Genomic DNA, 22,904 nt, shown 5'->3' on the forward strand with positions numbered 1-22,904 from the left:
CGTCCCGACAGTCCTTATGGGCTTTCCAAATGCTGGGGCGAACTTGTGGCGGGGCTTTACTACGACACGTCGGGCATTCGCTCTTTGTCCATCCGCATCGGCAATGCGGGCACCTATCCCAACAGCGAACGATCGATTGCGATCTGGATCAGCGCGCGAGACCTGGCGCAATTGGTCAGGATCGGCCTGTCGCACCCGTTGATCGCAGCAACAGTGGTCTACGGCGTTTCTGACACCGAGGAGATGTGGTGGGAGAACGATCTGGCGACACGATTGGGCTACCAGCCACAGGACCGGCCGCGTGACCACGCCCTGATCGAAGAGGGATCCGAAGGGCCGGTCGCGCTGGCGTTCCAGGGTGGCGGGTTCTGTGAGATCAATCACGACGGCACCATCCGCATGCGCGACGCCGAGGGTCTGGCCAAGAACCTGGAGACGGTTGAATGACGGCCCCGCGCATCATCCGTCCGGACGTCCGTTCCGTGATCCAACAGCCGCTGACGGTTGGTGAATCGCCGGTATGGGACGAGGAGACCGGCACTTTGTGGTTCGTCGACATTCAGGCGCCAGCACTCGTCCGGCGCTCGGCTTCGGGAAAGATCGACCGCTTCGACATGCCGGCCGCAATCGGCGCCCTCGGACTTTGCCGCGATCACAGGATCGTCGTGGCGCTTCAGACGGGCGTCCATCTCTTCGATCCCGTTGCTGGAGATTTTGAGCTTGTGTCGGATCCAGTCGGGCGCCACATCAACTGCCGCCTCAATGACGGAAAGGTCGGCCCAGACGGGCACTTCTGGATCGGATCGTTCAGCGAAGCCAAGCCGCAGACCGATGAGGCCGCACTTTACCGCGTGGGCGCCGATGGCCGCACGCGGACCGTTGCAACCGGACTGACGAGCTCCAACGGCCTTGCCTGGTCGCCGGACGGCCGGCGGATGTATCACTCCGACAGCCGGCAATGCTTCTTGCAGGCATTCGACTTTGATCCTGATACGGGCGACCTCGGCGATGGGCGCCGGCTTCGCAGCTTCACGGAAGACGAGGGTCGGCCGGACGGAGCGGCAACCGATCGTGACGGGTTCTACTGGAGCGCCGGCGTTTCCGCCGGCCGCCTCAACCGAATATCGCCCGAAGGCGAAATCGTCGAGATCTACATTCTGCCCGTCGCGGCACCGACAATGCCGTGTTTCGGAGGGCCGGATCTCCGCACCCTCTTTGTCACGAGCCTGTCGACGGACCGCACCGGACGTTTCGAGGCGGGGACGGTCATCGCCTTCGACGTGGATGCAGAGGGCCTGCCGCCCTTCCGCTTCGGGACGGGTCACCCTCCGGGATGACAACGAGCCTCCCTTCGAAATGACAGCGAATAGATGGAAAGATAACGGGGAAGAAAGATGAGCATCGCAACCATGCGCAAGGCGCTTACAGGTGTATCGGGTGTTCCCGTCACCGCCTATGACGGCCAAGGTGAAGTCGAACCCCGGATCACGGCGAAAGTCTATGAGCGGGTCGCGGCAGCCGGCATTCACAACATCGTCGCTGCCGGCAATACCGGGGAATTCTATGCTCTGACGCCGCAGGAAATCAGGATCGTCCATGAGGCGGCGGTTTCAGGCGTCAACGGCACGGCGCCGGTCACGGCGGCAATCGGCCGATCGCTGCGCGAGGCGATCGGCATGGCGAAAGATGCGGCCGCGATCGGCGCATCCGCCGTGATGTCGCATCAGCCCGTCGATCCTTTCGCAGCACCTTCGTCCCAAATCGACTATTTCTGCAATCTTGCGGATGCTTCCACCCTGCCGCTCATCGCCTATGTCAGGGCCGAGGGTTTCGGTGTTGACGATATCATCCGTCTCGCAAACCACGGTAATATTGCCGGCATCAAGTTCGCCACGACCGATCTGATGCTGCTGTCCAGAGCGATCGCCGCAGCCGATCCGGCCGGTGCGTTGTTCGTCTGCGGCCTGGCGGAGAGCTGGGCGCCGACATTTACCGCTGCGGGCGCGCGCGGCTTCACATCCGGTCTCGTCAATGTCGCGCCGCATCTGTCGCTTGCCGTTCACGATGCGCTCGAAAGAGGTGACTTCGGCGCCGCAAGGGCTATCGTCAACCAGCTTGAACCATTCGAGCGGATGCGGACCAAATTCCGCAATGGCGCGAACGTGACTGTCGTCAAGGAGGCCGTCACCTATTCCGGCCTCGATGTCGGCCCCGTGCGCGTGCCGGGATTGCCTCTGCTCGATCGGCATGATCGCGAGGAACTTCATCGGCTGCTTCAGCGCTGGGATGCCGCCGGCAACAACCAGATCCATCCACACCAGCAGGATTCCGCAAAGGCGGCCGGCTGAGTTCGACACGAGAGCGGCTCAGCATGAATGCGCAGAGCCGCTATAACCCTTTGTTTTTACGCAATTCTGGGCGGAAAACCGTTTCGCGCTTTTCCTGGAATTGCTCTATTTCCGCAAACAACAGGATTGGGAGGTCTTGAGATGTTGAGACAGGTACTGACGACGATCGCAATTACCGGCGCCATGATGACGGCGCAGCCCAGCTTCGCGGCGTCGCCGCCCAATATGCTGGTAATCGGCACCAATCTCACGGGCATAAGGACACTCGATCCGGCGCAGAACAATGCCCGCACGGTTTCCGAACTGATCTCGAACATTTACGACAACCTCGTGCAGCTGTCGCCTGACGACCTTAAGACGCTGAAGCCGATGCTCGCGACGCAATGGAGCGTCTCGGCGGATGGCAAGATCATCACGCTGACATTGCGCGAAGATGCGGTCTTCCAGAGCGGCAACAAGGTGACCGCCGACGATGCGGCCTGGTCGATCCAGCGCGTCATCAAGATGGGCCAGGTCGGCTCCACCGACGTGGCACTCTGGGGCTTTACACCTGACAACGTCGAAAAGCTTGTTCGGGCAAAGGACGAACATACGCTCGAAATCGAGCTGCCGCAGGCCGTGAACACCGATCTGGTGCTCTATTCGCTTGCCGGCTCATCGATCGGCATCATCGACAAGAAGACGGCACTGTCGCATGAGGCAAATGGCGACTTCGGCGGTGCTTGGCTTTCTGCCAATTCGGCCGGCAGCGGCCCGTTCGCGCTGACGCAATGGCGGCCGAACGACGTTGCGATCTTCAACGCACGCAAGGACTATTGGGGCGGAGCGCCGGCCATGGCTCGCGTCGTCGCCCGGCACATTCCAGAATCCGGCAACCTCAGACTGCAGCTCGAAGCCGGAGACGTCGATGTCGGCCAATACCTCGCAAGCGGCGACCTCGATGCCCTGTCCAACAAAAAGGACATGGTGATTGAAAGCGTTCCGGGCCTCGGTTTCTATTATATCGCACTCAACCAGAAAGACCCGGATCTGCAGAAGCCGAAGGTTCGCGAGGCCTTCCAGCATGCCTTTGACTGGAAGGCGATCTCCGGCAACATCATGCGCTATACCGGCTTTCCCTGGCAGTCGATGATCCCGCGTGGCATGATCGGCGCGCCTGAGGAAGCTGCCACCCACTACGATTACGATCCTGCCAAAGCCAAGCAGCTGCTGGCGGAAGCCGGCTACCCCAATGGCCTGAAGAAGGTGCTCAATCCCTCGGGTGCGGCGACACTGCCCTTCGCCGAAGCGCTGCAGGCGAGCGCCCGTGCTGCCGGCCTCGATCTCGATCTCGTGCCCGGCGAATTCACGCCCGCATTTCGCGAGCGCAAATATGAGGTTCTGCTCGGCAATTCCGGCGCCCGACTGCCTGATCCTTTCGCCGTCGCCACACAATATGCCTACAATCCCGACAATAGCGACGAGGCGCGCCTCGGCAGCTATTATCTTTGGCGCACAGGCATGAAGGTGGACGACCTCAACACACTCGTCGACCAGTCGATGAAAGAGCGCGATACGGGCAAGCGCTCGGAAATCTTCAAGAAGATGGACGGCATCTACAGCGGCATGGCTTCCCCACTCGTCATCTTCTTCCAGCGAACCGACCCCTATGTCATGCGCACCAACGTCAAGGGCTATCATGGGCACACGACATGGTCGACGCGCTGGCATGACGTGACCAAGGAGTAGAACGCCGTGGCGAGCGCCGATCTGACATCGAAGCCGGAGAGCAGCCATCGTTCCACGGAGGGCGGGTTCGCCGATGCGGCCCCGCACCCCGTGGTGAGCCTGTTGCGGCGCTTGGCAGGACGCGCCGTCGCGGTCGTGACGACGCTGCTCGGCCTGCTCTTCCTGACCTTTTCGATGGGTCGCCTGCTGCCTGCCGACCCGGTGCTTGCCATCACCGGGGCGGAGGTCAGCAAGGAGGTTTACGATCGCGTCTTTAATGAGCTGGGGCTCGGGCAACCTGTCTGGATGCAGTTCCTCGCCTATGTCGGGAAGATCGCGACAGGCGATCTCGGCACATCGGCGACGACGGGCCAGCCGATCCTCACCGATCTCCTGACGATTTTTCCCGCCACCATCGAGTTAGCGGTCATCGCCATGATCATCGGGGCGATCGTCGGCGTTCCCCTGGGGATCACGGCCGCCGTCAGGCGCGGAACGATCATCGATCACGTCGCCCGCATCGTTGCCCTTGCCGGCCATTCCATCCCGATCTTCTGGACCGGGCTGATGGCGCTCTTCATCTTCTATGCAAAGCTCAAGCTCGTCGGCGCATCAGGCCGGATCGACGTCTTCTACGAGGGTCTCGTCACGCCGGTGACCGGCTTTCTTCTGATCGACGCGGCGATAGAGCGGCAATGGGACGTGTTTCACAACGCTCTTGGCCACATCATCCTGCCGGCGGCAATCCTTGGGTACTATTCCGTCGCCTATATCAGCCGCATGTCGCGAAGCTTCATGCTGGAGCAACTGAGCCAGGAATACATCATCACGGCGCGGGCAAAGGGGCTTGGCACCCGCAAGGTGGTGTGGCGCCATGCATTCAAGAACATCCGGGTGCAGCTTTTGACGATCATGGCGCTGACCTTCGGCGGGCTGCTCGAGGGGGCGGTGCTGATCGAAACCGTCTTCGGGTGGCCGGGGCTCGGCCAGTACCTGACCCGGGGGCTGCAGATGAACGACATGAACGTGGTCATGGGTTCCGTCCTGACGATTGGCGCCGTCTTCCTGACGATCAACATCCTGTCGGACTTCCTTTATCGCATTCTTGATCCGAGGACACGGTGACGCCATGACGATCTCCTCTGAGCACGCAGACAGCCTTAACACTGGCGGCCTTCGCAACTGGCTGCTCACGCCGGAGCCTCGAGGCTGGTTCCAGTCGTCCGCGCAGCAAATTCATCAAGGCTGGCGGAAATTCAGCCTGCATCCACTTGGCCTCGTCGGATTGGCGATCATCGTGCTGCTGATCGTCGTGGCGACGGCGGCGCCCTTGCTGACGAGCTATGATCCGATCGTTCAGGACATGGCCGGGCGGCTTGCCGCGCCATCGGCGAGCCATTGGCTCGGCACAGACAATTTTGGCCGCGACGTCTTTTCCCGGGTGATCTATGGCGCCCGCACCACGCTCTACATCATCATGCTCGTCACGGTCATCGTCGCCCCGCTCGGCCTGCTGATCGGCACTGTCTCAGGCTATTTCGGCGGCATCGTCGATGAAATCCTGATGCGCGTCACCGACATTTTTCTTTCCTTTCCCGGCCTCGTGCTGGCGCTGGGTTTTGCCGCTGCGCTGGGTCCGGGCATCACCAATGCGATCATCGCGATTTCACTGACCGCCTGGCCGCCGATCGCGCGTCTTGCGCGCGCCGAGACGCTCAGCCTTCGCAAGGCGGATTATATCGCCGCCGTACGCCTGCAGGGCGCGACATCAATTGCGATCATCACCCGCCACATCCTGCCGATGTGCATTCCCTCGGTGATCGTCCGCGTCACCCTCAACATGGCCGGCATCATCATCACTGCCGCCGGTCTCGGCTTCCTCGGCCTCGGTGCGCAGCCGCCATGGCCGGAATGGGGTTCGATGGCCGCCAGCGGACGTGAATTCATGCTCGACAGCCCCTGGGTCATCGCCGCACCCGGCATTGCCATCGCGCTCGTCAGCCTCGCCTTCAACCTCGTCGGCGATGCGCTTCGCGATGTTCTCGATCCCCGAGGTTCAGAATGACGGACTTGATCGATATTCAGAACCTCGAAATCGCCTTCGGCGGCGGACAGGTACGGGCCGTGCGCGGCGTGAGCTTTTCGCTTGGACAGGAAAAGCTCGGGATCGTCGGTGAATCGGGATCGGGAAAGTCGACCGTCGGCCGCGCGATCATGAAGCTGCTGCCACCGACCGCGATCGTCAATGCCGAGCGGATGCGCTTTCGCGACGTCGATCTGCTCAAGGCGACCGAAAAAACGATGATGACGATCAGGGGCCGGAGGATCGGTCTGATCCTGCAGGACCCGAAATATTCGCTCAATCCCGTCATGCGGATCGGCGAACAGATTGCCGAGACCTACCGCTTCCATCATCCGAGGACGAGCAGGGCAAAGACCTGGCAGCAGGCGCTCGATATGCTCGAAGCCGTTCAGATCCGCGATCCCGAGCGTGTGGCCCGCCTTTATCCGCACGAAATCTCGGGCGGTATGGGCCAGCGGGCGATGATCGCCATGATGCTGATTGCCGAACCAGAAGTGCTGATCGCCGACGAACCGACGTCAGCACTCGATGTGACGGTGAGGCTCGAGATCCTGGCCCTGCTCGACGAGCTCGTCCTGCGCCGCAATCTCGGGCTGATCTTCATCAGCCACGATCTCAATCTCATCAGGAATTTCTGCGATCGCGTCCTCATCATGTATGCGGGGCGGGTCGTGGAAGTGCTCGAGGCGCGCGATCTCGACAAGGCCAGACATCCTTATACGCAGGGGTTGCTGGCATCCTTGCCGACGATCGAAGATCCCCCTGCCCGGCTGCCGATCCTGAAACGAGATCCGGCCTGGCTTGAAGAATTCGCATTGGAGCCGCCGCGGTGATTAAAATCGACAATCTTACGGTCCGTTTCGGACCCGGGCAGCGGCCTGTCGTTCGAGACGTAAGCTTCGCCATCGAAAAGGGAACTGCTTTCGGCCTGGTCGGCGAGTCCGGCTGCGGGAAGTCCACTGTCCTGAGGGCGCTTTCCGGTCTCAACGCCAACTATGACGGCCGGATCGCGCTCCACGGCGAAACGCTGGACCGACAGCGCAGCCGGCCATTCTTTCGTCGGGTGCAGATGGTGTTCCAGGACCCCTACGGTTCCCTGCATCCCCGCAAGACGATCCGCTCGCAGCTGAAAGAACCGCTGCGCAACCAGGGTCTGGATACGAATTCCGTCGACATGAACGCGGTCCTGAGATCGGTTGGCCTCGATCCGGCGCTGAGCTACAGATTTCCCCACCAGCTCTCCGGCGGCCAGCGCCAGCGCGTGGCGATCGCCCGTGCCCTGATGCTGGATCCGGACGTTCTGCTTCTCGACGAACCGACATCAGCGCTCGACGTGTCGGTTCAGGCGGAAATCCTCAACCTCCTCCAGGATTTGCGTACCAATCGCGGTCTGACCTATCTGCTCGTCAGCCATGATCTCGCCGTCGTCTCGCACATGTGCAGCCGCGTCGCCATCATGGAAGCGGGCGAGATCGTCGAACAGGTCGATGTCGGCGCCTTGCGAAAAGGTACGGTCGAACACCCCTATTCGCAACGCCTGCTGCGCGCGAGCAGGATGTATGGAAAGGCGTAATTCTCGACCGATATGCGGCGGCGGCTTGAAGTCGTCGCAAGCTCCGCCATCCACATCAAGCCGAACCGGCTACCTAAACCAATTGTAGTAGCGATCGCCGATGATGTTACGCACTCTTTGAAAGACGCTCGGCCACTCGCACTTCAACCATGCATACTCAGGATTTTCGCTGGCGGATCGGAAATTCCCATTCGAGCGTTATCCGCTCGATCTTGAGTAGATACCGAGGTCGCTTCTCATAGCAAACCCGCAACGCTGATAAAACTCCGACAGCGCCCCTCCTCGCTGTGAGATCAACCAAACGCTGCTACATCCTTCAGCGTTGGCTGTTTCAAACATCGCTGAAAGTAGAGCGGTCCCTATTCCCTTACCCTGCGCGTCGGGCTGCACTGAAAGCTCGTCCAAGTAAATGATCGGGCCGGTGGCGGCGCTGTCTTATCCCAGCGCACTCCCGAGCACCCTACCTTCATCAACCGCCACAAGTGCAACCGATCTACGGGTTTCAAGCACATAGGTCACATTTTCAGCTGCCGCTTCAAGGGACCAGTTCTCATTCCACGGAGGCAGGGCATAGGTGTTTACCAATACATCGGCCGCGCCACTGACGTGTTTTGCAACCAGAAGCTCGATCCGAGATGACATAAACTCACCTCGCACCAAGGAAGGTGACATTTGCCGAAGTACTCCCGGTTCGGCAACGGGGTATTACCTACCATCCGCAAGTTTTCTTGCCGGCAAGTGTGCAGCCGACGAAAACCGCCAAGTTCGAAGATACCGGTCTGCGGCAGACCGGGAAGCTCGGCAACAGACGGGTTCAACCTCTATTTCCAACTCGTGTAATCGTCGGCTACGCAACCAAACGGCGCGCGCCCCTCGCCGAACCTCTTCTTGAGCTGCTCGCATCCCCACTCGTTCAACGGCGCCGGCATGAGATTGTTGATGTCCATGCCAGGCGATTGGAATGGTGTCGTGGAGGTGGTGACGTACCAAAGCCAGAAGCCGATCGCACCGACGAGGATCAGAAGCAACATACCGAAGAAAAGCTGCAACCGCCTCCAGATCGATACCCCCGCCTGCTTGGGTTCTCCGATCAAAACCGGCACACCTCCATCGCTTTCTTGCTGATACGCGAAAGGTGCAAGAGCGGTGTTGCGCTCATCATCCGTAAGGTTCACGCGCTGCAGACGATCGTCCAGAAGCACTGGCAGGGCAGTATTGCCGTGCCTGACAGCCAGCCCGATCGCTTTGCCATTGGCTTCACCGACGATCAGAGGCTCCTCACCATTCTTCATGCGCGTGTAAACCGATCGCCCGGTTTTGTCGTCGGCAATCTTGTCGTTGTAGGTAATGGAAAGGACGCCGCGTTTGCGGTCGAATGCGGTGATCTCGACCGGGACAGGGGTCAGCATGGCAGGCCGAAGCAATTGGCCCTTAAGCCGCCAAATGCGGATACCGAGAAAGATCATCCCGAGGCCCATGCCGCCAAGCAGGACGGCGAACACAGTAAGCGTGATGATCCGGTTCCAGAGCATGTCCAGACCCAGGCTCATCGTCGCAAGTTCCGGATGATCGGCTGATATCACAAGACCGGTTTCGTAGTCGCCGGTATGGAAATCGACGAACATGACCTCGACTTCGGTGTCGTAGTCTCGTCCACCGTAGCTGTAGACAAGGCGTGCCTCGCAATCGGTAAAGACTGCCTTGCGTGTCGTGCATCGCCCGTTTTGCACGTCGCCATTTTCGAGGGTCAAAGGGTTCTGGCTGATCTGGAAATCGCGGATCACGCCCGGTGCTTCCGAGATGAATAGAAAGACAGCCAGTGCCAGGATGATGGGCGTTGCCCAAAAGTAAGCATTCGGCGTAGAGATGACGTTGCGCGCCAACGAGAGCGGGCGACTAGGAAGAATAAGCGAAGACAATGGCGTCGACCCCTCATATGTGACAGCGCGGTGGGCTGGCAAAGTTTCAGGCCATCTGCACAGCAATTCAAAACGCTACAACCTCCTTTGCGCGTCTCAAAAGACGCGCGGCGCTGTAGCGGAATTGACGCCATTTCAGCCGGCTTGCACAATCTCATTGTGTAAGACCGATCTAAATGCTCAGGCGGGTGATCGGCAATCCCTTTCAACGTCCGTAGGTAGCAATGGTATGTTGATCCTGTTGAAAACGTGCGGCCTGCGGCGAGCGGATGGTTGCGAACGCGGTCGAATGCTTTCCACACGGAACTAAGTCACTGCCGAACGGTTAAATGGTACCCTCTCCTCGATCAGCGGAGCGTCATGATGCGGATGTTACGCGGTCCGAAAGTTAATCACATGCTTAAGGTCCTTGTATGCGCGTTCGCCGTTGCGACGGCGTCGATAGCTATGGCTGGCGCCGCCAACGCCGACGAATCGGCCTTTCTGAAAACACTGGCGGGAAGTTGGAGCGGTAAGGGGACGGTGAAAGTCCGGATAAACGCACCCACCATTAACGTCACCTGCCGTTTCAAGTCGGATGCGAATGCAAGCTCCCTCGCACTCAATGGACGCTGTACCAGCCTTGTCGTTTTTTCCCGCGTCATCAGCGCTAACCTCAAGGCCAGCGGTGACACGTACACTGGCTCCTACGTGGGGGCGGGCACCGGCACCGCGGGGCTTGGCGGAAGGCGCGAGGGTAACGCCATAAGCCTCGCGATAAGATGGGCGAAAGAAGTGAATGGCGATCGACGTGCCCAGATGACGATCGAAAAAACCGGAGCGTCGGGAATGCGTCTCACAACCGTCGACACCGACCCTGCTACAGGTCGATCGGTTGTTACCAGCCGCATTGAACTTCGTCGGAGCTGATGTCTTTTTGCGTTCAAAAAGCCACCAGTGTGCTAAAGGGTTGATACAGAAGCGCCGAAGCTATAGTTTCGCCTTCGCAAATCGTCGAACGATACAAGGAAATATTTATCTCATGCCGACAGGTACCGTTAAATTCTTCAATGACGACAAGGGCTTCGGCTTCATCACCCCTGAGGGTGGCGGGCAGGACGTTTTTGTTCACGTGTCTGCGCTTCAAAGCGGCGGGTCGCTCCGCGAAGGCGACAAGGTCAGCTTCGAAGTTGGACAGGATCGCAAGACCGGAAAATCGAAGGCTGAGAACGTCTCGACCCTCTGATCGAATCGAAGATGGCCCAGCCCGCGTTGAGCGGGTTGGGCTTGTCGTCACGGCGACCTGCAATGTCGCCCTCTTCCGCAAACGACTCCAGCCGGAGCGTTTCCGCTTTTTGCGTGCGTCACGGAAACGTTCCATCTTATTGTTTTGTGCATTTCCGGGCGCAAGACCGCTGCGCACTTTGCTGGATGCTCTAAAGCCGATTGGCGCGCAATAGCGTGTCACGAGACAAATATCCCGCAAGCGTCCCATCGGCGGCCCTGACGTGCAGGCCCGGCATCTCACCGGAGAGGATGAGCGCCAAGGCGTCGTGAACCGTGGCGTCAGCGGCGATCTCGGCATCGCCGTTGGACGGTTCCGGCGCGGTCATGATCATCGATACGGCAATCAAGCTTAGCCTTTTTATGGCTCGGTCGGGGCCGAGGAAACTCTCGACGAATTCATTGACGGGACGCGCGAGGATTTCCTGCGGGGTATCATACTGAAGGAGGCGGCCATCCCGCATGATGGCGATGCGATCACCCATTTTGATTGCCTCATCGAGATCATGGGTAACGATGACGACGGTCTTCTTCACCTTCCTGAGAATATCGCGGAATTCGTCCTGAAGCCGAACGCGGGTGATTGGATCGATCGCGCCGAACGGTTCGTCCATCAGCATGATTGCAGGGTCGGCGGCGAGCGCGCGCGCGAAACCGACGCGCTGACGCTGCCCTCCCGACAATTCGTGTGGCAGGCGCTGTCGCATGATGGCCGGATCAAGCCCCACGAGATCCAGCAGCTCGTCGACCCGGCGATCGCTGCGCGCCTTTTCCCAACCGAGAAGCCGCGGCACGGTTGCGACATTGCGCGCGATCGACATATGCGGAAACAGACCGACTTGCTGGATGACATAACCGATGCTGCGGCGCAGCTCTTTCTGATCGACCCGGGCGATATCTTTGCCATCGACCAGCACACGTCCCGCCGTGGGCGTTTCCAACTGATTGATCATGCGCATGGTCGTGGTCTTGCCGCAGCCCGAAGGCCCGATCAGGGCAACCGTCGTACCGGTCTCGATCAGGAGATCGAGATTGTCGACCGCATGCTGGCCGCCGCCGTCGTAATTCTTCGTAACATGGTCGAGATGAATCATCCTGATATCCGCTTTCGGCCGCTTAGCGCCGTTGAGTGAAGACGCGCTCCAGGGCGCCGAACGCCAGTTCCGCAAAGATCGCGAGCAGCGCTATCGGGACCGCTCCGACGAGAAGGCGCGGCATATTCATGATCGCAATGCCGGCATTGATGAAATCGCCAAGCCCGCCGCCGCCGATGAAGGAGGCCAGCGCCGCCCCGCCGATGACCTGGATGGCACTCGTCCTGACGCCTGACAGAATCGAGGGAACGGCCAGAGGAAGTTCGATCTCCCACAGCATCTGCCCGACGCTCATGCCCATTCCATCGGCCGCATCGATCACCGAGGCGTCGATCTCGCGGATGCCGATGATCGTGCTCAACAGCAGCGGCGGCACGGCAAGGACGATGAGAGCCACCACCGACGGCAACAATCCGATGCCGAGAAACGGCATCGCCGCCGACAGGAGCGCAAGGCTCGGTATGGAGCGCAAGGCGCCGGCAATATTGACCACTGCAAAGGCGGCGCGAGGTGCCCGTGCGACGGCAAATCCGAGTGGCACGGCAATAACGAAAGCGATGCCGAGCGATAGGACGCACATCAGAAGATGGCGATTGAAAGCATTGAAGAAGGCGCCGGAGTTGTTGAAGATCCAGCTGAATGCATCGATAACGATCATGCTGCTTTACCTCCACTGCGCCGGCGCAGCAGCTTTTCGAACGATGCAAAACAGTAGTCGGCAAAGAGCGCCAGAAATGACGTCAGCAGCCCGCCGGCGATGATCTTTTCGGGAAACCGCTGGTCGATGCCTTCGAAAATGATGACGCCGAGCCCGCCGGCATTGATATAGGCGGCAACGGTCGCAATGCCTATGACCGTCACCATGGCAATGCGGATACCGCCGACGATATAGGGCATCGCCAGCGGCAGCTCGACTTCCCAGATCCGGCGCGCCGTGCCGTAGCCCATGCCATCGGCAGCTTCGAGTATGTCACGCGGAATTGCCTGAAACCCCATGCCGATATTGCGGATCAGGATCATCAGCGAGTAGGCGGCAAGACCGGTAATGGCGGGTGCCGCCCCGATCCCCATGATGGGAATGAGAAGCGCAAACAGCGCCAAGCTCGGCACGGCGAACAGGATACCGGTGAAGATGATGATTACCGCGAAGCTTCGCGGCCGCCTTGCCGCCCATATCCCGACGATCAGTGAGATCACCAGGGCAATGCCCACCGAGGAAAAAACGAGATACAGGTGCTCCAACAGCGCTTCGAATAGTCGGTCGAGGTGTTTAGGGACCCATTTCATCGTCGAGACCTTCGCGTCCGGGCGCTCGTTCGCCTGTCTACCATGAGATCCCCAATCTGCGATCGGCGTCGTCGGCTCTCTGCGGCAGGACATCGTAGGCGGACGGAGTGACCGCCGAAAATCGTCTGAGGCCGAGCCGTTCCAAAACCGCCGTTCCCCCAGGCGTTTCATGCAACGTCACGAGGCCTTGCTGTAATGCTGTGGCGATGTCCGCGGGCAATGTCTGCGCGGCAACCAATAGCGGCGCGGGAAGCGGATCGGTCGTCGCCAGAATACGAAGGCCATCGATCGCGTCGCGCTCGTGCATCGACAACAATTGGAAGGCATAGGCGTCGATCGCGCCCGCATCGATCCTGCCATCCTTGAGGGCTGCGACGATGCCTGAGGGGTTGAGCAGCGGTCCGACCGTCGTGCTCTGCTTCATCGTGCCCGCAAATCGGTCGGCAAGGTAGGAGCGCGCCGCGTGGTAGCCCGATTGGGAATCGCGCACGGTCCAGCCCCAGCGTGCGGCAGCGAGATCCGCCACCGCGTTCACCGGCCCGGTGGAGGCGACGAGGATGTGGCTGGCATAGAGCGGCCGGTCCAAAGACCATGCTTCGCTCGAGACGGGTGCAGCAAGGACAGCCGGTCTCGTGTCCTCGGGCATGCGTGAAAACGGATAGCCGCACATGAAGACCGTTCCCATGTCCGGCCTCGACCATAACGCCGACAAGGGTGCTGGTGCGGCATGGGCGATGATCTCGAGCTCGACGCCGGACCGTAGGCTGACCAGCGCAAACAGCGCGTCCCACAGGCCGCGAATGCGCGTGCTGAGATTATACATTCTCGAACAGGCGATTGGCTTGGACATGACCATGGCTATCTATGCGAACCGCAGGCGCTGGCCGATATTCATCTCCCTGGCCTTCTCCACCATGGCGGCGCCGAGCGCTACGTCGGTCGTGCTGAGGCCGCGATGCCAGAACAGGATCGTCTCCTCGTCGCTCTCGCGGCCGGGTTTCATGCCGCAGACGATCTGGCCGATTTCGGCATGCAAGTTCTCGGCCGTCACCTTGCCCTCGTCGACGTGACGGCGAAGCGCTCCGAACGGCTTGCCGGGCCCGCATTGTCCCCAATCGTCGACGACGACCTTGTCCATGATATCGGTGAGATCGAATTCAAGCGCGCTCATCGTGCCATAGGGCACGACGAAGGCCCCCTTCTTCACCCATTCCGTCTTGAACAGCGGTTCCGGTTCCGGCAGGCGGCTCGCCTCGACCATGATATCGGCGCCCTTGAGGCAATCCTCCCAATTGTCGGTAACGATGATCTTCTTGCCGAGATCCGCCTCAAGACGCTTTGCGAAGGCATCGCGACTTTCCGGGCGGCGCGAATGCACGCGGATTTCATCGAAGTCGAAGAGATGATCGAGAAGGCGGACATTCCAGTACGAGGTTCCGCGGGCACCGATATGGCCGAGAATCTTGCTGTTCTTGCGGGCGAGATATTTTGCGCCAAGGGCGGTCACGGCGCCGGTGCGCATGTCGGTGATAGCCGTTGCGTCGATGATGGCCTTCGGCACGCCCGTGTTCGGATCGAACAGGTTGAGGACCGCAAGCTCCGAGGGCAGATCGACCTTATAGTTGTCGACGAAATCGCCGACGACTTTGACGCCGGCATAGTTCAGCGCTTTGATATAGCCGCGAAGCACGTTGAAATGGCCCTTGTCGGAGCTCTCCGGCACAAGATGAACACGCGGCTCGATGACGGTTTCGCCCCTGCCCTGCGCATCCAGCGCTTTCGACACCGCATCGAGAATCTCGTCATTCGTCAGCGCCAGCGCCTTGGCATCGAGGGCGTTGAGATAATCGATCCAGATTTCCTGCATTTCCCGCTTCTCCACATTCCTGTCCAGCTGCTGAAGGGACGGATTTTTGAACAGACACCCTAAAGGGATCGCCACGCCAGATCGCGGCCGGATCGATACCCGGCCGCGGGCGTGACAATCATTTCGGCAGCAGGCCGTTTTCCTTGAGGAATTCGACCGCCACGTCCTTGGCTTCCTCGTGATCGGTCTCGACCTTGGCATTGAGGACGCGCATTTTCTCATTGTCGAGATGGGTGCCGACCGCTTCCAGCAGTTCGGCAACCTTCGGATTGGCCTTCAGCACGTCCTGGCGGACAACGGGGGCCACGTAGTAGGGCGGAAACAGACCCTTGTCGTCTGCCAGCGGCACGAGGTTCTTCGAGCCGATTTGCCAGTCGGTCGCGGCGCCATTGGCGACGTCAATGTCCTTTTGTTCCAGCGCGTCATAACGAAGGCCAAGCTTGGCAAACTGCTTGAACTCCTTGAACTCGGCGCCGTAGACACGCTTCAGGCCGGGCAGGCCATCGGCGCGGTCCGGAAATTCAGCGCCGCCGCCGAAGACCAGGGTCTTCGAAACCTTGGCGAGATCCGACAGGCTTTTCAGATTGTTGGCCTGCGCCGTTTCCTGCCGGACGACGATGACATAGCCATTGTTGATGCCGCTCGGCTTCAGCCAGGTGAGGTTGAACTGCTTGGCGTAGAAGTCCTTGACCTGCGTGTAGACCTTCTCGGCATCGGTCGACATCTCACCCTTGACGACAGAAGCCAGCGCCGTGCCGGTATATTCCGGATAGAGATCGATCTCGCCGGCCACCAATGCCTGGTGCGCAATCAGCGTGCCGCCGAGGTTGATCTTGCGCTCGACGGTGATGCCGGCATTTTCCAAAACGGCGGCGTACATTTCGGCGAGGATAAACTGCTCGGTGAAATTCTTGCTGCCGACCTTGATGGTCTCTGCGGATGCAGGCTGGAACATGGCGGCTGCCATGATGCCGGCTGCAAAAATGCCTTTTGTCCAATTTTTCATAGTCATTCCCTCTTGTTGACTTTTCAATGAACGGACTGACGGCATTCTCCTGAATGACCATCAGTATGACCGGTCGGCGCCCTGCCCTTCTTGCCGGGGCAGTGGCAAACCGGCTTATTGCGGGCCACGCCCGATCAATGCGGCAATCGTCGCAAAATCCGGCCCTTGCGCGCGATCCTCTTCAAGCGCCGGGACGTGGTTGCGGACAAAGGCATAGGCTTCCGCCGATCCCTTGCCCAATTCGCCTGAGACGCCTCTGAGCTCGACGGCCTGTACCGAAGCAATCAGTTCGATGGCGACCAGATAGCGCAGGCGCTCGACGATCGCCTGCGCCTTTGCCAAAACGCTCGGAGCCATCGATGCCTGGTCTTCGACGCCATCGGCGACAGGAATGGGCGAAAGCGAAACCGGCATGGCCAGATGGCGGATTTCGGCTTCCATGGCCGAGACGGTCTTTTGCACGGTCGCAAAACCGGTACGGCTCTGGCCCATCGGGGTCAGGAAGCGTGGCAGGTCGGACATGCCAGGCGACATGATCTTCATGATCCGATAGGCGGTGCCTGCCGCACAATGCGCCATCGCCTGCCCCAGCCTTTCCCAGGCGAGCACAAAAGCGGTCATGTCAAAATTGCCGTGTGAAAGAATGACGCCCTCGGATGCGATCACGACAGGATTGTCACTGGAACTGACGAGCTCTATGTCAGTCGCCTGCCTTGCCTCATCGATCGCATGCCGCAACGCGCCCCAAACCTGCGGCGTGCAGCGGTAGCTTAAAGGATCCTGCAGACGCCTTGCCGCATCGGCGGCAAGCAAGGAGCTGCCCGAAAGAAGCTCCATCAGCTGAGCGGCGACGCGGCGCTGCCCAAAGGCCGGTCTCGCAGCCAGCGCGCGGTCGTCGAAGGCACTGACATTGGCCCGGAACGCTTCGAAATTAACGGCAATCGCCTTCAGGGACCAATCGAAGAGCCGCTCGATATCCACAAGCGCCAAGCAGGCGAGGCCGATGGAGAGGCTGTTGGCCACAACAAGCGCATGCCCGTCCTTCGGCGCCAATTCGAGGGGCTTCAGGCCGGCCCTGTCAAGGGCGATGGCGGCCGGCAGCACTTCGCCGTCAAACTCGATCTCACCGAAGCCCAGAAGGCCCCGGCTCATATGGGCAAGCGGCGCCAAATCCGCCGCACCGATCGAGCCCAATGAGGGGACGACAGGATGGACACCGGCATTGATGGCGGCAATCAGACCCTGGAAGACTTTCAGCGAAACGCCGGAACCGCCCGCCGCCATGCCGGTGGCCCTGACGGCCATCATCGCCCGCACGGATTCCTCGGCAAGCGGTTCCCCGACACCGACGGAGCGGGCTTGCGGCACACGCATCTGGAACGCTACCAGATCTTCCGTTGCAAGTCGGGTATCGACCCCCGCCCCAAGTCCCGTCGTCAGGCCATAGACCGGCAGATCGCTTTCCGTATAGCGATCGACGACGGCGCGCGCGCCCACAATCCGGGCCTCGACCTCGGCCGATACCTCGATCCTTGCGTGACGACGGGCAATTGCTGCGATGTCCTCGATCGTCGGCGCCGCCGCACTGAAGATGATCGATGGAGAATTGGTGGCGCTCACTGTTTCTCTCCGAGAATGGCTACGGGCCGTGCGGGACCCTTGGTGGACCGTGCTTCCAGCCGATATTGCGCGCCGGGATAGTATAACAGCGCACAGGTCACGACGGCCTCGCCTGACCAGGTTCTTCGAAAGACGCGCAGGCAAGGGTGATCATTCCTGAGGCCGAGATATTTGCGTATGGCCGGATCCGGTTTGACGGCCTGGACGATATGTTCGAACGCCGTTATCGGAGCCACCTCCGTCAGATATTCGTGCGGCGTCATGCTGCGGAAGTCGGCCGACAGATAGTCGGGCGCGACCAGCGGATTGACGTAGCGCTCCTCGACCTGAATGGGCCGGTCGTTTTCCATGTGCACGATCAGCGAATGCATCACCTCAGCGCCGAGGATGAGTTCGAGCGCGTCGGCGACGTTGGCATCCGCCTTCATCAAGCCGGCCTTGACCACCATCGCCTGATGCGTGTGGCCCCGCTCCAGTATTTCGTCGGCTATGTTGCGGATTTGAAGCAGATCGACGTCGAGGTGCTTTGGCGACACGAAGGTTCCGATCCCGGCGGATCGCTTGAGAACACCCTCGAACATCAACTCCCGCAGCGCCCGGTTCGCCGTCATGCGGCTGACGCCGAATGCCGCCACCAATTCGCTCTCAGAGGATACCCGGTCTCCCGGCTGCAGCTTGCCCTCGGCGATCTCGGCCAGAATCTGCTCCTTGATCCTGATATAATGGCGCGCCTCGCCGGCGGCGGGTTTGACCGCTTTCGTCATGACAACCTCGCCATGCCATTGTCGAGGATGGTCGCGCCGCGAGAAGCAACGAGCCCCCTGAAGCGGATCTCGGCATCGTTCCGCCACATCTGCACGGTGATCGTTTCGCCGGGAAAGATCGGCGCGCTGAAACGCGCCGCGATGGTGCTCAACCCGCTCGCCAGGCTTGGATCGATGGCAGCGACAATGGCGTAACCCGCATAACCGAAGCTGCACAGCCCATGCAGGATCGGCCGGTCAAAGCCGCTTTTGCCGGCTGCCCGCGGGTCGACATGCAGCGGATTGAGATCGCCGTTCAGGCGATAAAGCAGAGCGGCGTTGTCAGGGATGTCGACATTGATTTTAAGATCCGGCCCTCTGTCCGGGACTTTCGACAAGGGTTCGGGCGCAGATCCCGCCGAACCGCACCCACCGTCGCCGCGGCACGCATTCGTCTGGACGATCGTCGCGATTGGCTCATCATCGTCCACGGTTGCGATCAAGCGCTCGAAGCTGACGAACATCCCTTTCTCAACGCCGCGGTCGACCACCGACAAGACGCGCGAGCGAGAGATCAGCGGCACATCGAGAGGAACCGGCCGATGGATGGTCAGCCGATGTTCGGAATGCACCAGACGCGCCCAGTCGACGCCTGTCTGCTGCATCCAAGGGCCTGGATGCGCCACGATATTGGCAAGGGTCGGCGCGGTCACGAGATCGCGTTCATAGACGTAGTTCAATGTCTTTTCGTCGAGCGCGTTGGTGCCGTAGCCAACCGACAGGGCGTAAAGGATGGCATCCCTTGCGGTAACCACATGTGTCGCTTGCGGCACCGGGAAGTCGAGGATGGATTGGGCCGATAGCGTCACGATGCGRCTCCCCCGGATGTCGCGGGTTTGCGAGCGCCACYGGACAGGCGGATGCCGCCGTCAATGGAAAGCAATTCACCGGTGACGAAGTCAGCCCCCTGAACAAGCCAGACTATGGCGCCGGCAACGTCTTCCGGTGTCGCGACCCGGCCGAGCGGCGCGGTTTCCGAAAATCGCTTGGCAATGGCTCCATAGGCATCCGGCCCGAGCGTGTCGCGCATCCAGCGCGTATCGATGATGCCGGGGCAAACCGCATTCACGCGGATATCGGGACCGCAGGTGCGCGCCAAGGCCAAAGTCAGCGCATTGAGCGCACCCTTGGAGGCCGTATAGGCAAGCGAACTGCCGCCGCCGGTAAAGGCAACGTTGGATGAGACATTGACGATCGCACCGCCGCCGCTGTTCCGCATCGCAGGTATCGCCGCCCGGCACATCTGATAGACGCCGATGACGTTGACACCGAAAACGTTCTGGAAGTCTTCGGCCGACAGCGTCTCCAGATCGAAAGGATCGGATATGACCGTCATTGCGGCATTGTTCACCAAGGCGTCGAGCCGTCCCCATCGATTGACGGTAATCGCGACCATCCGGCGGCAAGCCGCGTCGTCGGCAACGTCGGCTTGGACGATCTCGACCTCCGTGCCCAGACTGCGGCAGATATCGCCGGTCTCATCGGCCTCTTTTTTGCTGCGGCTGTAGTTGATGACCACCCGGGCGCCGCCCTCGGCGAATTGCTTCACGCATGCAGCCCCGACACCCGTTGCCGAGCCCGTGACGATGATGGCGGCTCCATCGATTTTCATGGGGCAAAGTCCTTCATGGCATGGGTCGAAAACAGGCGCACATCCATCTGCTTCAGCTGGTCCGACACCGCGATGCCCTTCGGCAGGCGGTCGAGAACATCGGCGGCAAGATCGATGCCGGGGGCAAACTCCGTCAGCGTCAAGCATCCGCCGATCACCCGAAAAACCGCCCGCTCAGTGACGACGAGCTGTGACTGTCCCTCCGGCGCAAAGGCTGGGCTCGAACTGATCTGGTCGACAGCCTCGACGATCTTGCAAAGGCGGCCGTCCTGGATGATGTCGAGCCTGCCGTTGGCAACTGCAATTTGCGCGCCGCCCGCCGAAAATGCGCCGAGATAGACAACATGCTTGGCTGTCTGCGAGATATTGGTGAATCCGCCGACCCCGACGATGGAATTGTTGAAGCGGCTGACATTGACCGCCCCATGCCGATCCACCTCGGCCATGCCGAGAAAGGCGATGTCCAGGCCGCCGCCGTCGTAAAAGTCGAACTGCGATGCCTGTGGGACGATGGCGGTCGGATTGACCGCGGCGCCGAAGGACAGCTCTTCGGCCGGCACGCCGCCGATGACGCCGGATTCGATCGTCACGGTATAATCGTCGAATCCCTCTTCGCTGGCGATACGGCCGATCCCGGCGGCAATGCCGATGCCGAGATTGATCGTCGGGCGGTTCAGCGGCGCCAGTTCCAGGAAGGCGCGTCGCTGAATAATCTTATCGACCGACAGCGGCGCCGGCTGCAGGCGGCTCACCGCCATCCGGACGCGCCCGGTATAGGCGATATTGTCCGTTTCAGCGAAACTGATGCCGTGCTGGGCCGGATCATCACAGACGACGACATAATCGACGAGCGCCGCCGGGATACGAACATCGTTGGGCTGCAGCGAGCCGCGCTCGGCAATCCTTTTGACCTGCACGACGACGATGCCACCGGAGTTTCGGCCCGCCTGTGCCATGGCGAGCACATCGAGCGGGAAGGCCTCGTCCTCGAGCGTGATGTTCCCGTCTTCGTCGGCCGTCGTTCCGCGCAAGAGCACGCAGTCGAGCGGCATCGACGGATAAAGCAGCCATTCCTTGCCGCGCAACGACACACGCTCGACAAGCGAACGCGGTGTCGTCGCATTCATGCGGCCGCCGCCATGAAGCGGATCCATGAAGGAACCGAGACCGATATGGGTGACCACTCCAGGCTGACCCGCCGCAATCGCCCGATAGAGTTGCGCGATGACGCCCTGCGGCCAGCAATGCGCTTCGATCTTTTCCTCGATCGCAAGCTTTCCAAGGCGCGGCGTTCCGCGCCATCCCCCGGCAATCACACAGGCGACCAGGCCTTCATAACCGAAGTGCCCCATGCCGCGCGTCTGACGATCGCCCGTACTGGCAGCGAACAGAAGCGTCAGGTTGCGGGGTTTTCCAGAGGCGAGGAAACGCTCCTCGACAGCGGCCGTAATGGCCTCGGGATGGCAGCATCCTCCAAAACCGGAAGCAKCGACAGTCATCCCGTCTTCGAGAAGATCCGCAGCTTGCTGTGAAGAGATGACCCGCATGACGATCTATGCTTCCGCCTAACCTGTATATACAGGCTAGCCGCTGATCGTTTGGAAGGCAACCGGATTCTTTGCAAGTATTTTGGGCATATCACCTCGATCAGACGATATTCAGCAGCCCGATCAGGCAAAGCCCGAGAGCCCCCAGCGCCAACAGCGACAGCGCCGCCGCTGCGAGGACACGACCGCCGGTATGGGCGACGGATCTGACATCGACGGAGAGGCCCAAAGCCGCCATGGCGGTGACGGTGAAGGCGGCGGAAACAGCCCCCATTCCGGGCAGCAGCGGCGCCGGGATCGCGTCGAGGGAACGAAGCGTCGCCATGGCTGCAAAACCGAGGATGAACCATGGGAGAACATGGCGGAGCTTGACTGGCGAACCGCCAGGACGGCGGCCATGAACTGCGCCGAGCACGAGGATGACGGGTCCGAGCATCATCACGCGGATCAGTTTGACGAGCGTGCCCACCTGGGTGCTGACGGCTCCGGCAGAGGCCGTGGCCGCCAAGACCTGCGGGACGGCATAGGCTGTCAGTCCGGCGAAAACGCCATATTGTACGGCGCTGAGACCAAAGAGCAGGTGAAGAAGCGGCAGCGTCAGCACGGCACCGATACCGAGCAGCGCGGTAAAGGCTATCGAGGCGGCGATATCGTCGGGTTTGGCGCCGATCACGGGCGCTGCGGCGGCAATCGCAGAATTGCCGCAGATCGAATTGCCGCAAGCAACCAACGTCGCCAGGCTGGCCGACAGCCCGAAGAGCCGCCCGATAACAAAGCTGCCGGCCAAAGACAGAGCAACCAGAACGGCAACTCCGCCGACAAGCGGCAATCCAGCCTGTCGGATGGCAGCCGTGCTGAGCGAGGCGCCGAGCAACACGACCGCAATCTCGAGCAGTGTCTTGGCGGCGAATTGGATGCCGGGAATGAAGGTCTGCGGCAGGCAGACCGAGGAGCGCACGGCAATGCCGATCAGAATGGCAAGCACAAGGCTCTCGATCCAATGCGAGCCGAAAACCATCATCTGCAGCTGTTCAACGAGATACGCAGAGAGCGTGACTGCCGCACACAGGAGGAGTCCTGGCAGGGCGGCAGGAAGCGACAGGGAACGTGAGGCGGAAACGATCATCGGCAAGTCCTTGCGGAGGACCGTAATCTMCCACACTCGATTGTCGACT

The 22,904-nt window shown here is 60.7% G+C and carries 22 protein-coding genes and 2 pseudogenes; 10 read left to right on the top strand and 14 right to left on the bottom strand.

The features are described 5' to 3' along the window. From AC1ECN_RS20225 to AC1ECN_RS20260, 8 genes and pseudogenes are all read left to right on the top strand, one after another. Positions 1 to 447, top strand: a pseudogene (locus AC1ECN_RS20225) (NAD-dependent epimerase/dehydratase family protein); the annotation flags it as partial. Then, positions 444 to 1,337: an SMP-30/gluconolactonase/LRE family protein gene (locus AC1ECN_RS20230; protein ID WP_130673593.1), complete on the top strand. Its 894-nt coding sequence runs from the start codon at positions 444 to 446 to the stop codon at positions 1,335 to 1,337. The pseudogene AC1ECN_RS20225 and the gene AC1ECN_RS20230, both read left to right, overlap by 4 nt. Positions 1,338 to 1,394: 57 nt before the next feature. Next, positions 1,395 to 2,348, top strand: a complete 954-nt coding sequence (locus tag AC1ECN_RS20235) for a dihydrodipicolinate synthase family protein (protein WP_018073075.1) — start codon at positions 1,395 to 1,397, stop codon at positions 2,346 to 2,348. A 141-nt stretch (positions 2,349 to 2,489) separates the two neighbouring features. Further along, a complete protein-coding gene (locus AC1ECN_RS20240) occupies positions 2,490 to 4,076 on the top strand; it encodes an ABC transporter substrate-binding protein (RefSeq protein WP_024319727.1) in 1,587 nt (528 codons plus the stop codon). Between the two features lie 6 nt (positions 4,077 to 4,082). Beyond that, on the top strand, positions 4,083 to 5,180 hold the full coding sequence (locus AC1ECN_RS20245) for an ABC transporter permease (protein ID WP_018073073.1): 1,098 nt from the start codon (positions 4,083 to 4,085) through the stop codon (positions 5,178 to 5,180). Positions 5,181 to 5,184: 4 nt separating this feature from the next. Beyond that, on the top strand, positions 5,185 to 6,120 hold the full coding sequence (locus AC1ECN_RS20250; protein WP_018073072.1) for an ABC transporter permease: 936 nt from the start codon (positions 5,185 to 5,187) through the stop codon (positions 6,118 to 6,120). Next, positions 6,117 to 6,971: an ABC transporter ATP-binding protein gene (locus AC1ECN_RS20255; RefSeq protein WP_018073071.1), complete on the top strand. Its 855-nt coding sequence runs from the start codon at positions 6,117 to 6,119 to the stop codon at positions 6,969 to 6,971. Before AC1ECN_RS20250 ends, AC1ECN_RS20255 begins: the two co-directional genes overlap by 4 nt. After that, positions 6,968 to 7,711 carry an ABC transporter ATP-binding protein gene (locus AC1ECN_RS20260; RefSeq protein WP_018073070.1) on the top strand — a complete coding sequence of 248 codons (744 nt, stop codon included), beginning with the start codon at positions 6,968 to 6,970 and terminating at the stop codon, positions 7,709 to 7,711. Before AC1ECN_RS20255 ends, AC1ECN_RS20260 begins: the two co-directional genes overlap by 4 nt. A 198-nt stretch (positions 7,712 to 7,909) precedes the next feature. Here the strand turns inward: AC1ECN_RS20260 and AC1ECN_RS20265 are convergent. Both AC1ECN_RS20265 and AC1ECN_RS20270 read right to left on the bottom strand, forming a co-directional pair. Next, positions 7,910 to 8,353 (bottom strand): annotated as a pseudogene (locus AC1ECN_RS20265) (GNAT family N-acetyltransferase). A gap of 179 nt (positions 8,354 to 8,532) precedes the next feature. Next, positions 8,533 to 9,630 carry a hypothetical protein gene (locus tag AC1ECN_RS20270; protein ID WP_130682953.1) on the bottom strand — a complete coding sequence of 366 codons (1,098 nt, stop codon included), beginning with the start codon at positions 9,628 to 9,630 and terminating at the stop codon, positions 8,533 to 8,535. Positions 9,631 to 10,026: 396 nt separating this feature from the next. Between AC1ECN_RS20270 and AC1ECN_RS20275 the strand changes: the two genes are divergently transcribed. Together AC1ECN_RS20275 and AC1ECN_RS20280 are read left to right on the top strand one after the other, a co-directional pair. Next, a complete protein-coding gene (locus AC1ECN_RS20275) occupies positions 10,027 to 10,539 on the top strand; it encodes a hypothetical protein (RefSeq protein WP_032988759.1) in 513 nt (170 codons plus the stop codon). Positions 10,540 to 10,651: 112 nt separating this feature from the next. Beyond that, complete coding sequence (locus tag AC1ECN_RS20280) at positions 10,652 to 10,855, top strand: cold-shock protein (protein WP_003550088.1); 204 nt, start codon at positions 10,652 to 10,654, stop codon at positions 10,853 to 10,855. 190 nt (positions 10,856 to 11,045) lie between these two features. On the opposite strand, the gene AC1ECN_RS20285 is transcribed toward AC1ECN_RS20280, so the two are convergent. The 12 genes from AC1ECN_RS20285 to AC1ECN_RS20340 all read right to left on the bottom strand — a co-directional run bounded on the left by AC1ECN_RS20285 (position 11,046) and on the right by AC1ECN_RS20340 (position 22,855). Continuing rightward, positions 11,046 to 11,987 (bottom strand): ABC transporter ATP-binding protein, encoded by a 942-nt coding sequence (locus AC1ECN_RS20285; RefSeq protein WP_018073067.1) that lies wholly within the window; start codon positions 11,985 to 11,987, stop codon positions 11,046 to 11,048. Between the two features lie 22 nt (positions 11,988 to 12,009). Then, a complete protein-coding gene (locus AC1ECN_RS20290; protein ID WP_130726084.1) occupies positions 12,010 to 12,645 on the bottom strand; it encodes an ABC transporter permease in 636 nt (211 codons plus the stop codon). After that, complete coding sequence (locus AC1ECN_RS20295) at positions 12,642 to 13,274, bottom strand: ABC transporter permease (protein WP_003550062.1); 633 nt, start codon at positions 13,272 to 13,274, stop codon at positions 12,642 to 12,644. Before AC1ECN_RS20295 ends, AC1ECN_RS20290 begins: the two co-directional genes overlap by 4 nt. 37 nt (positions 13,275 to 13,311) lie before the next feature. After that, complete coding sequence (locus AC1ECN_RS20300; protein ID WP_130682911.1) at positions 13,312 to 14,130, bottom strand: phosphate/phosphite/phosphonate ABC transporter substrate-binding protein; 819 nt, start codon at positions 14,128 to 14,130, stop codon at positions 13,312 to 13,314. A gap of 6 nt (positions 14,131 to 14,136) precedes the next feature. Then, entirely contained in the window at positions 14,137 to 15,141 is a 1,005-nt protein-coding gene (locus AC1ECN_RS20305; protein WP_130682913.1) for an ornithine cyclodeaminase family protein, read from the bottom strand. A gap of 118 nt (positions 15,142 to 15,259) precedes the next feature. Beyond that, positions 15,260 to 16,192 (bottom strand): glycine betaine ABC transporter substrate-binding protein, encoded by a 933-nt coding sequence (locus AC1ECN_RS20310; RefSeq protein WP_027688240.1) that lies wholly within the window; start codon positions 16,190 to 16,192, stop codon positions 15,260 to 15,262. A 69-nt stretch (positions 16,193 to 16,261) separates the two neighbouring features. After that, complete coding sequence (locus AC1ECN_RS20315; RefSeq protein WP_130682915.1) at positions 16,262 to 17,767, bottom strand: HAL/PAL/TAL family ammonia-lyase; 1,506 nt, start codon at positions 17,765 to 17,767, stop codon at positions 16,262 to 16,264. Then, positions 17,764 to 18,531 (bottom strand): histidine utilization repressor, encoded by a 768-nt coding sequence (hutC, locus tag AC1ECN_RS20320; RefSeq protein WP_130682917.1) that lies wholly within the window; start codon positions 18,529 to 18,531, stop codon positions 17,764 to 17,766. The genes AC1ECN_RS20315 and hutC overlap by 4 nt, the downstream gene beginning before the upstream one ends. Next, positions 18,528 to 19,379, bottom strand: a complete 852-nt coding sequence (locus AC1ECN_RS20325; protein ID WP_130682919.1) for a MaoC family dehydratase — start codon at positions 19,377 to 19,379, stop codon at positions 18,528 to 18,530. Before AC1ECN_RS20325 ends, hutC begins: the two co-directional genes overlap by 4 nt. Then, on the bottom strand, positions 19,376 to 20,182 hold the full coding sequence (locus tag AC1ECN_RS20330; protein WP_477953926.1) for an SDR family NAD(P)-dependent oxidoreductase: 807 nt from the start codon (positions 20,180 to 20,182) through the stop codon (positions 19,376 to 19,378). The genes AC1ECN_RS20325 and AC1ECN_RS20330 overlap by 4 nt, the downstream gene beginning before the upstream one ends. Continuing rightward, entirely contained in the window at positions 20,179 to 21,729 is a 1,551-nt protein-coding gene (locus tag AC1ECN_RS20335) for an acyl CoA:acetate/3-ketoacid CoA transferase (protein WP_477953928.1), read from the bottom strand. The genes AC1ECN_RS20330 and AC1ECN_RS20335 overlap by 4 nt, the downstream gene beginning before the upstream one ends. Positions 21,730 to 21,829: 100 nt before the next feature. Then, positions 21,830 to 22,855, bottom strand: a complete 1,026-nt coding sequence (locus tag AC1ECN_RS20340) for a YeiH family protein (RefSeq protein ID WP_050574259.1) — start codon at positions 22,853 to 22,855, stop codon at positions 21,830 to 21,832. Positions 22,856 to 22,904: the final 49 nt, after the last annotated feature.

The sequence above is a fragment of the Rhizobium sp. 01N447_2 genome (genome assembly GCF_056399245.1).

Coding starts and splice junctions, on each gene's coding strand:
- AC1ECN_RS20230 (WP_130673593.1), top strand. CDS start 444: ATGACGGCCCCGCGCATCATCCGTCCGGACGTCCGTTCCGTGATCCAA.
- AC1ECN_RS20235 (WP_018073075.1), top strand. CDS start 1,395: ATGAGCATCGCAACCATGCGCAAGGCGCTTACAGGTGTATCGGGTGTT.
- AC1ECN_RS20240 (WP_024319727.1), top strand. CDS start 2,490: ATGTTGAGACAGGTACTGACGACGATCGCAATTACCGGCGCCATGATG.
- AC1ECN_RS20250 (WP_018073072.1), top strand. CDS start 5,185: ATGACGATCTCCTCTGAGCACGCAGACAGCCTTAACACTGGCGGCCTT.
- AC1ECN_RS20255 (WP_018073071.1), top strand. CDS start 6,117: ATGACGGACTTGATCGATATTCAGAACCTCGAAATCGCCTTCGGCGGC.
- AC1ECN_RS20275 (WP_032988759.1), top strand. CDS start 10,027: ATGCTTAAGGTCCTTGTATGCGCGTTCGCCGTTGCGACGGCGTCGATA.
- AC1ECN_RS20280 (WP_003550088.1), top strand. CDS start 10,652: ATGCCGACAGGTACCGTTAAATTCTTCAATGACGACAAGGGCTTCGGC.
- AC1ECN_RS20285 (WP_018073067.1), bottom strand. CDS start 11,987: ATGATTCATCTCGACCATGTTACGAAGAATTACGACGGCGGCGGCCAG.
- AC1ECN_RS20290 (WP_130726084.1), bottom strand. CDS start 12,645: ATGATCGTTATCGATGCATTCAGCTGGATCTTCAACAACTCCGGCGCC.
- AC1ECN_RS20295 (WP_003550062.1), bottom strand. CDS start 13,274: ATGAAATGGGTCCCTAAACACCTCGACCGACTATTCGAAGCGCTGTTG.
- AC1ECN_RS20300 (WP_130682911.1), bottom strand. CDS start 14,130: ATGGTCATGTCCAAGCCAATCGCCTGTTCGAGAATGTATAATCTCAGC.
- AC1ECN_RS20305 (WP_130682913.1), bottom strand. CDS start 15,141: ATGCAGGAAATCTGGATCGATTATCTCAACGCCCTCGATGCCAAGGCG.
- AC1ECN_RS20310 (WP_027688240.1), bottom strand. CDS start 16,192: ATGCCGTCAGTCCGTTCATTGAAAAGTCAACAAGAGGGAATGACTATG.
- hutC (WP_130682917.1), bottom strand. CDS start 18,531: ATGACGAAAGCGGTCAAACCCGCCGCCGGCGAGGCGCGCCATTATATC.
- AC1ECN_RS20340 (WP_050574259.1), bottom strand. CDS start 22,855: ATGATCGTTTCCGCCTCACGTTCCCTGTCGCTTCCTGCCGCCCTGCCA.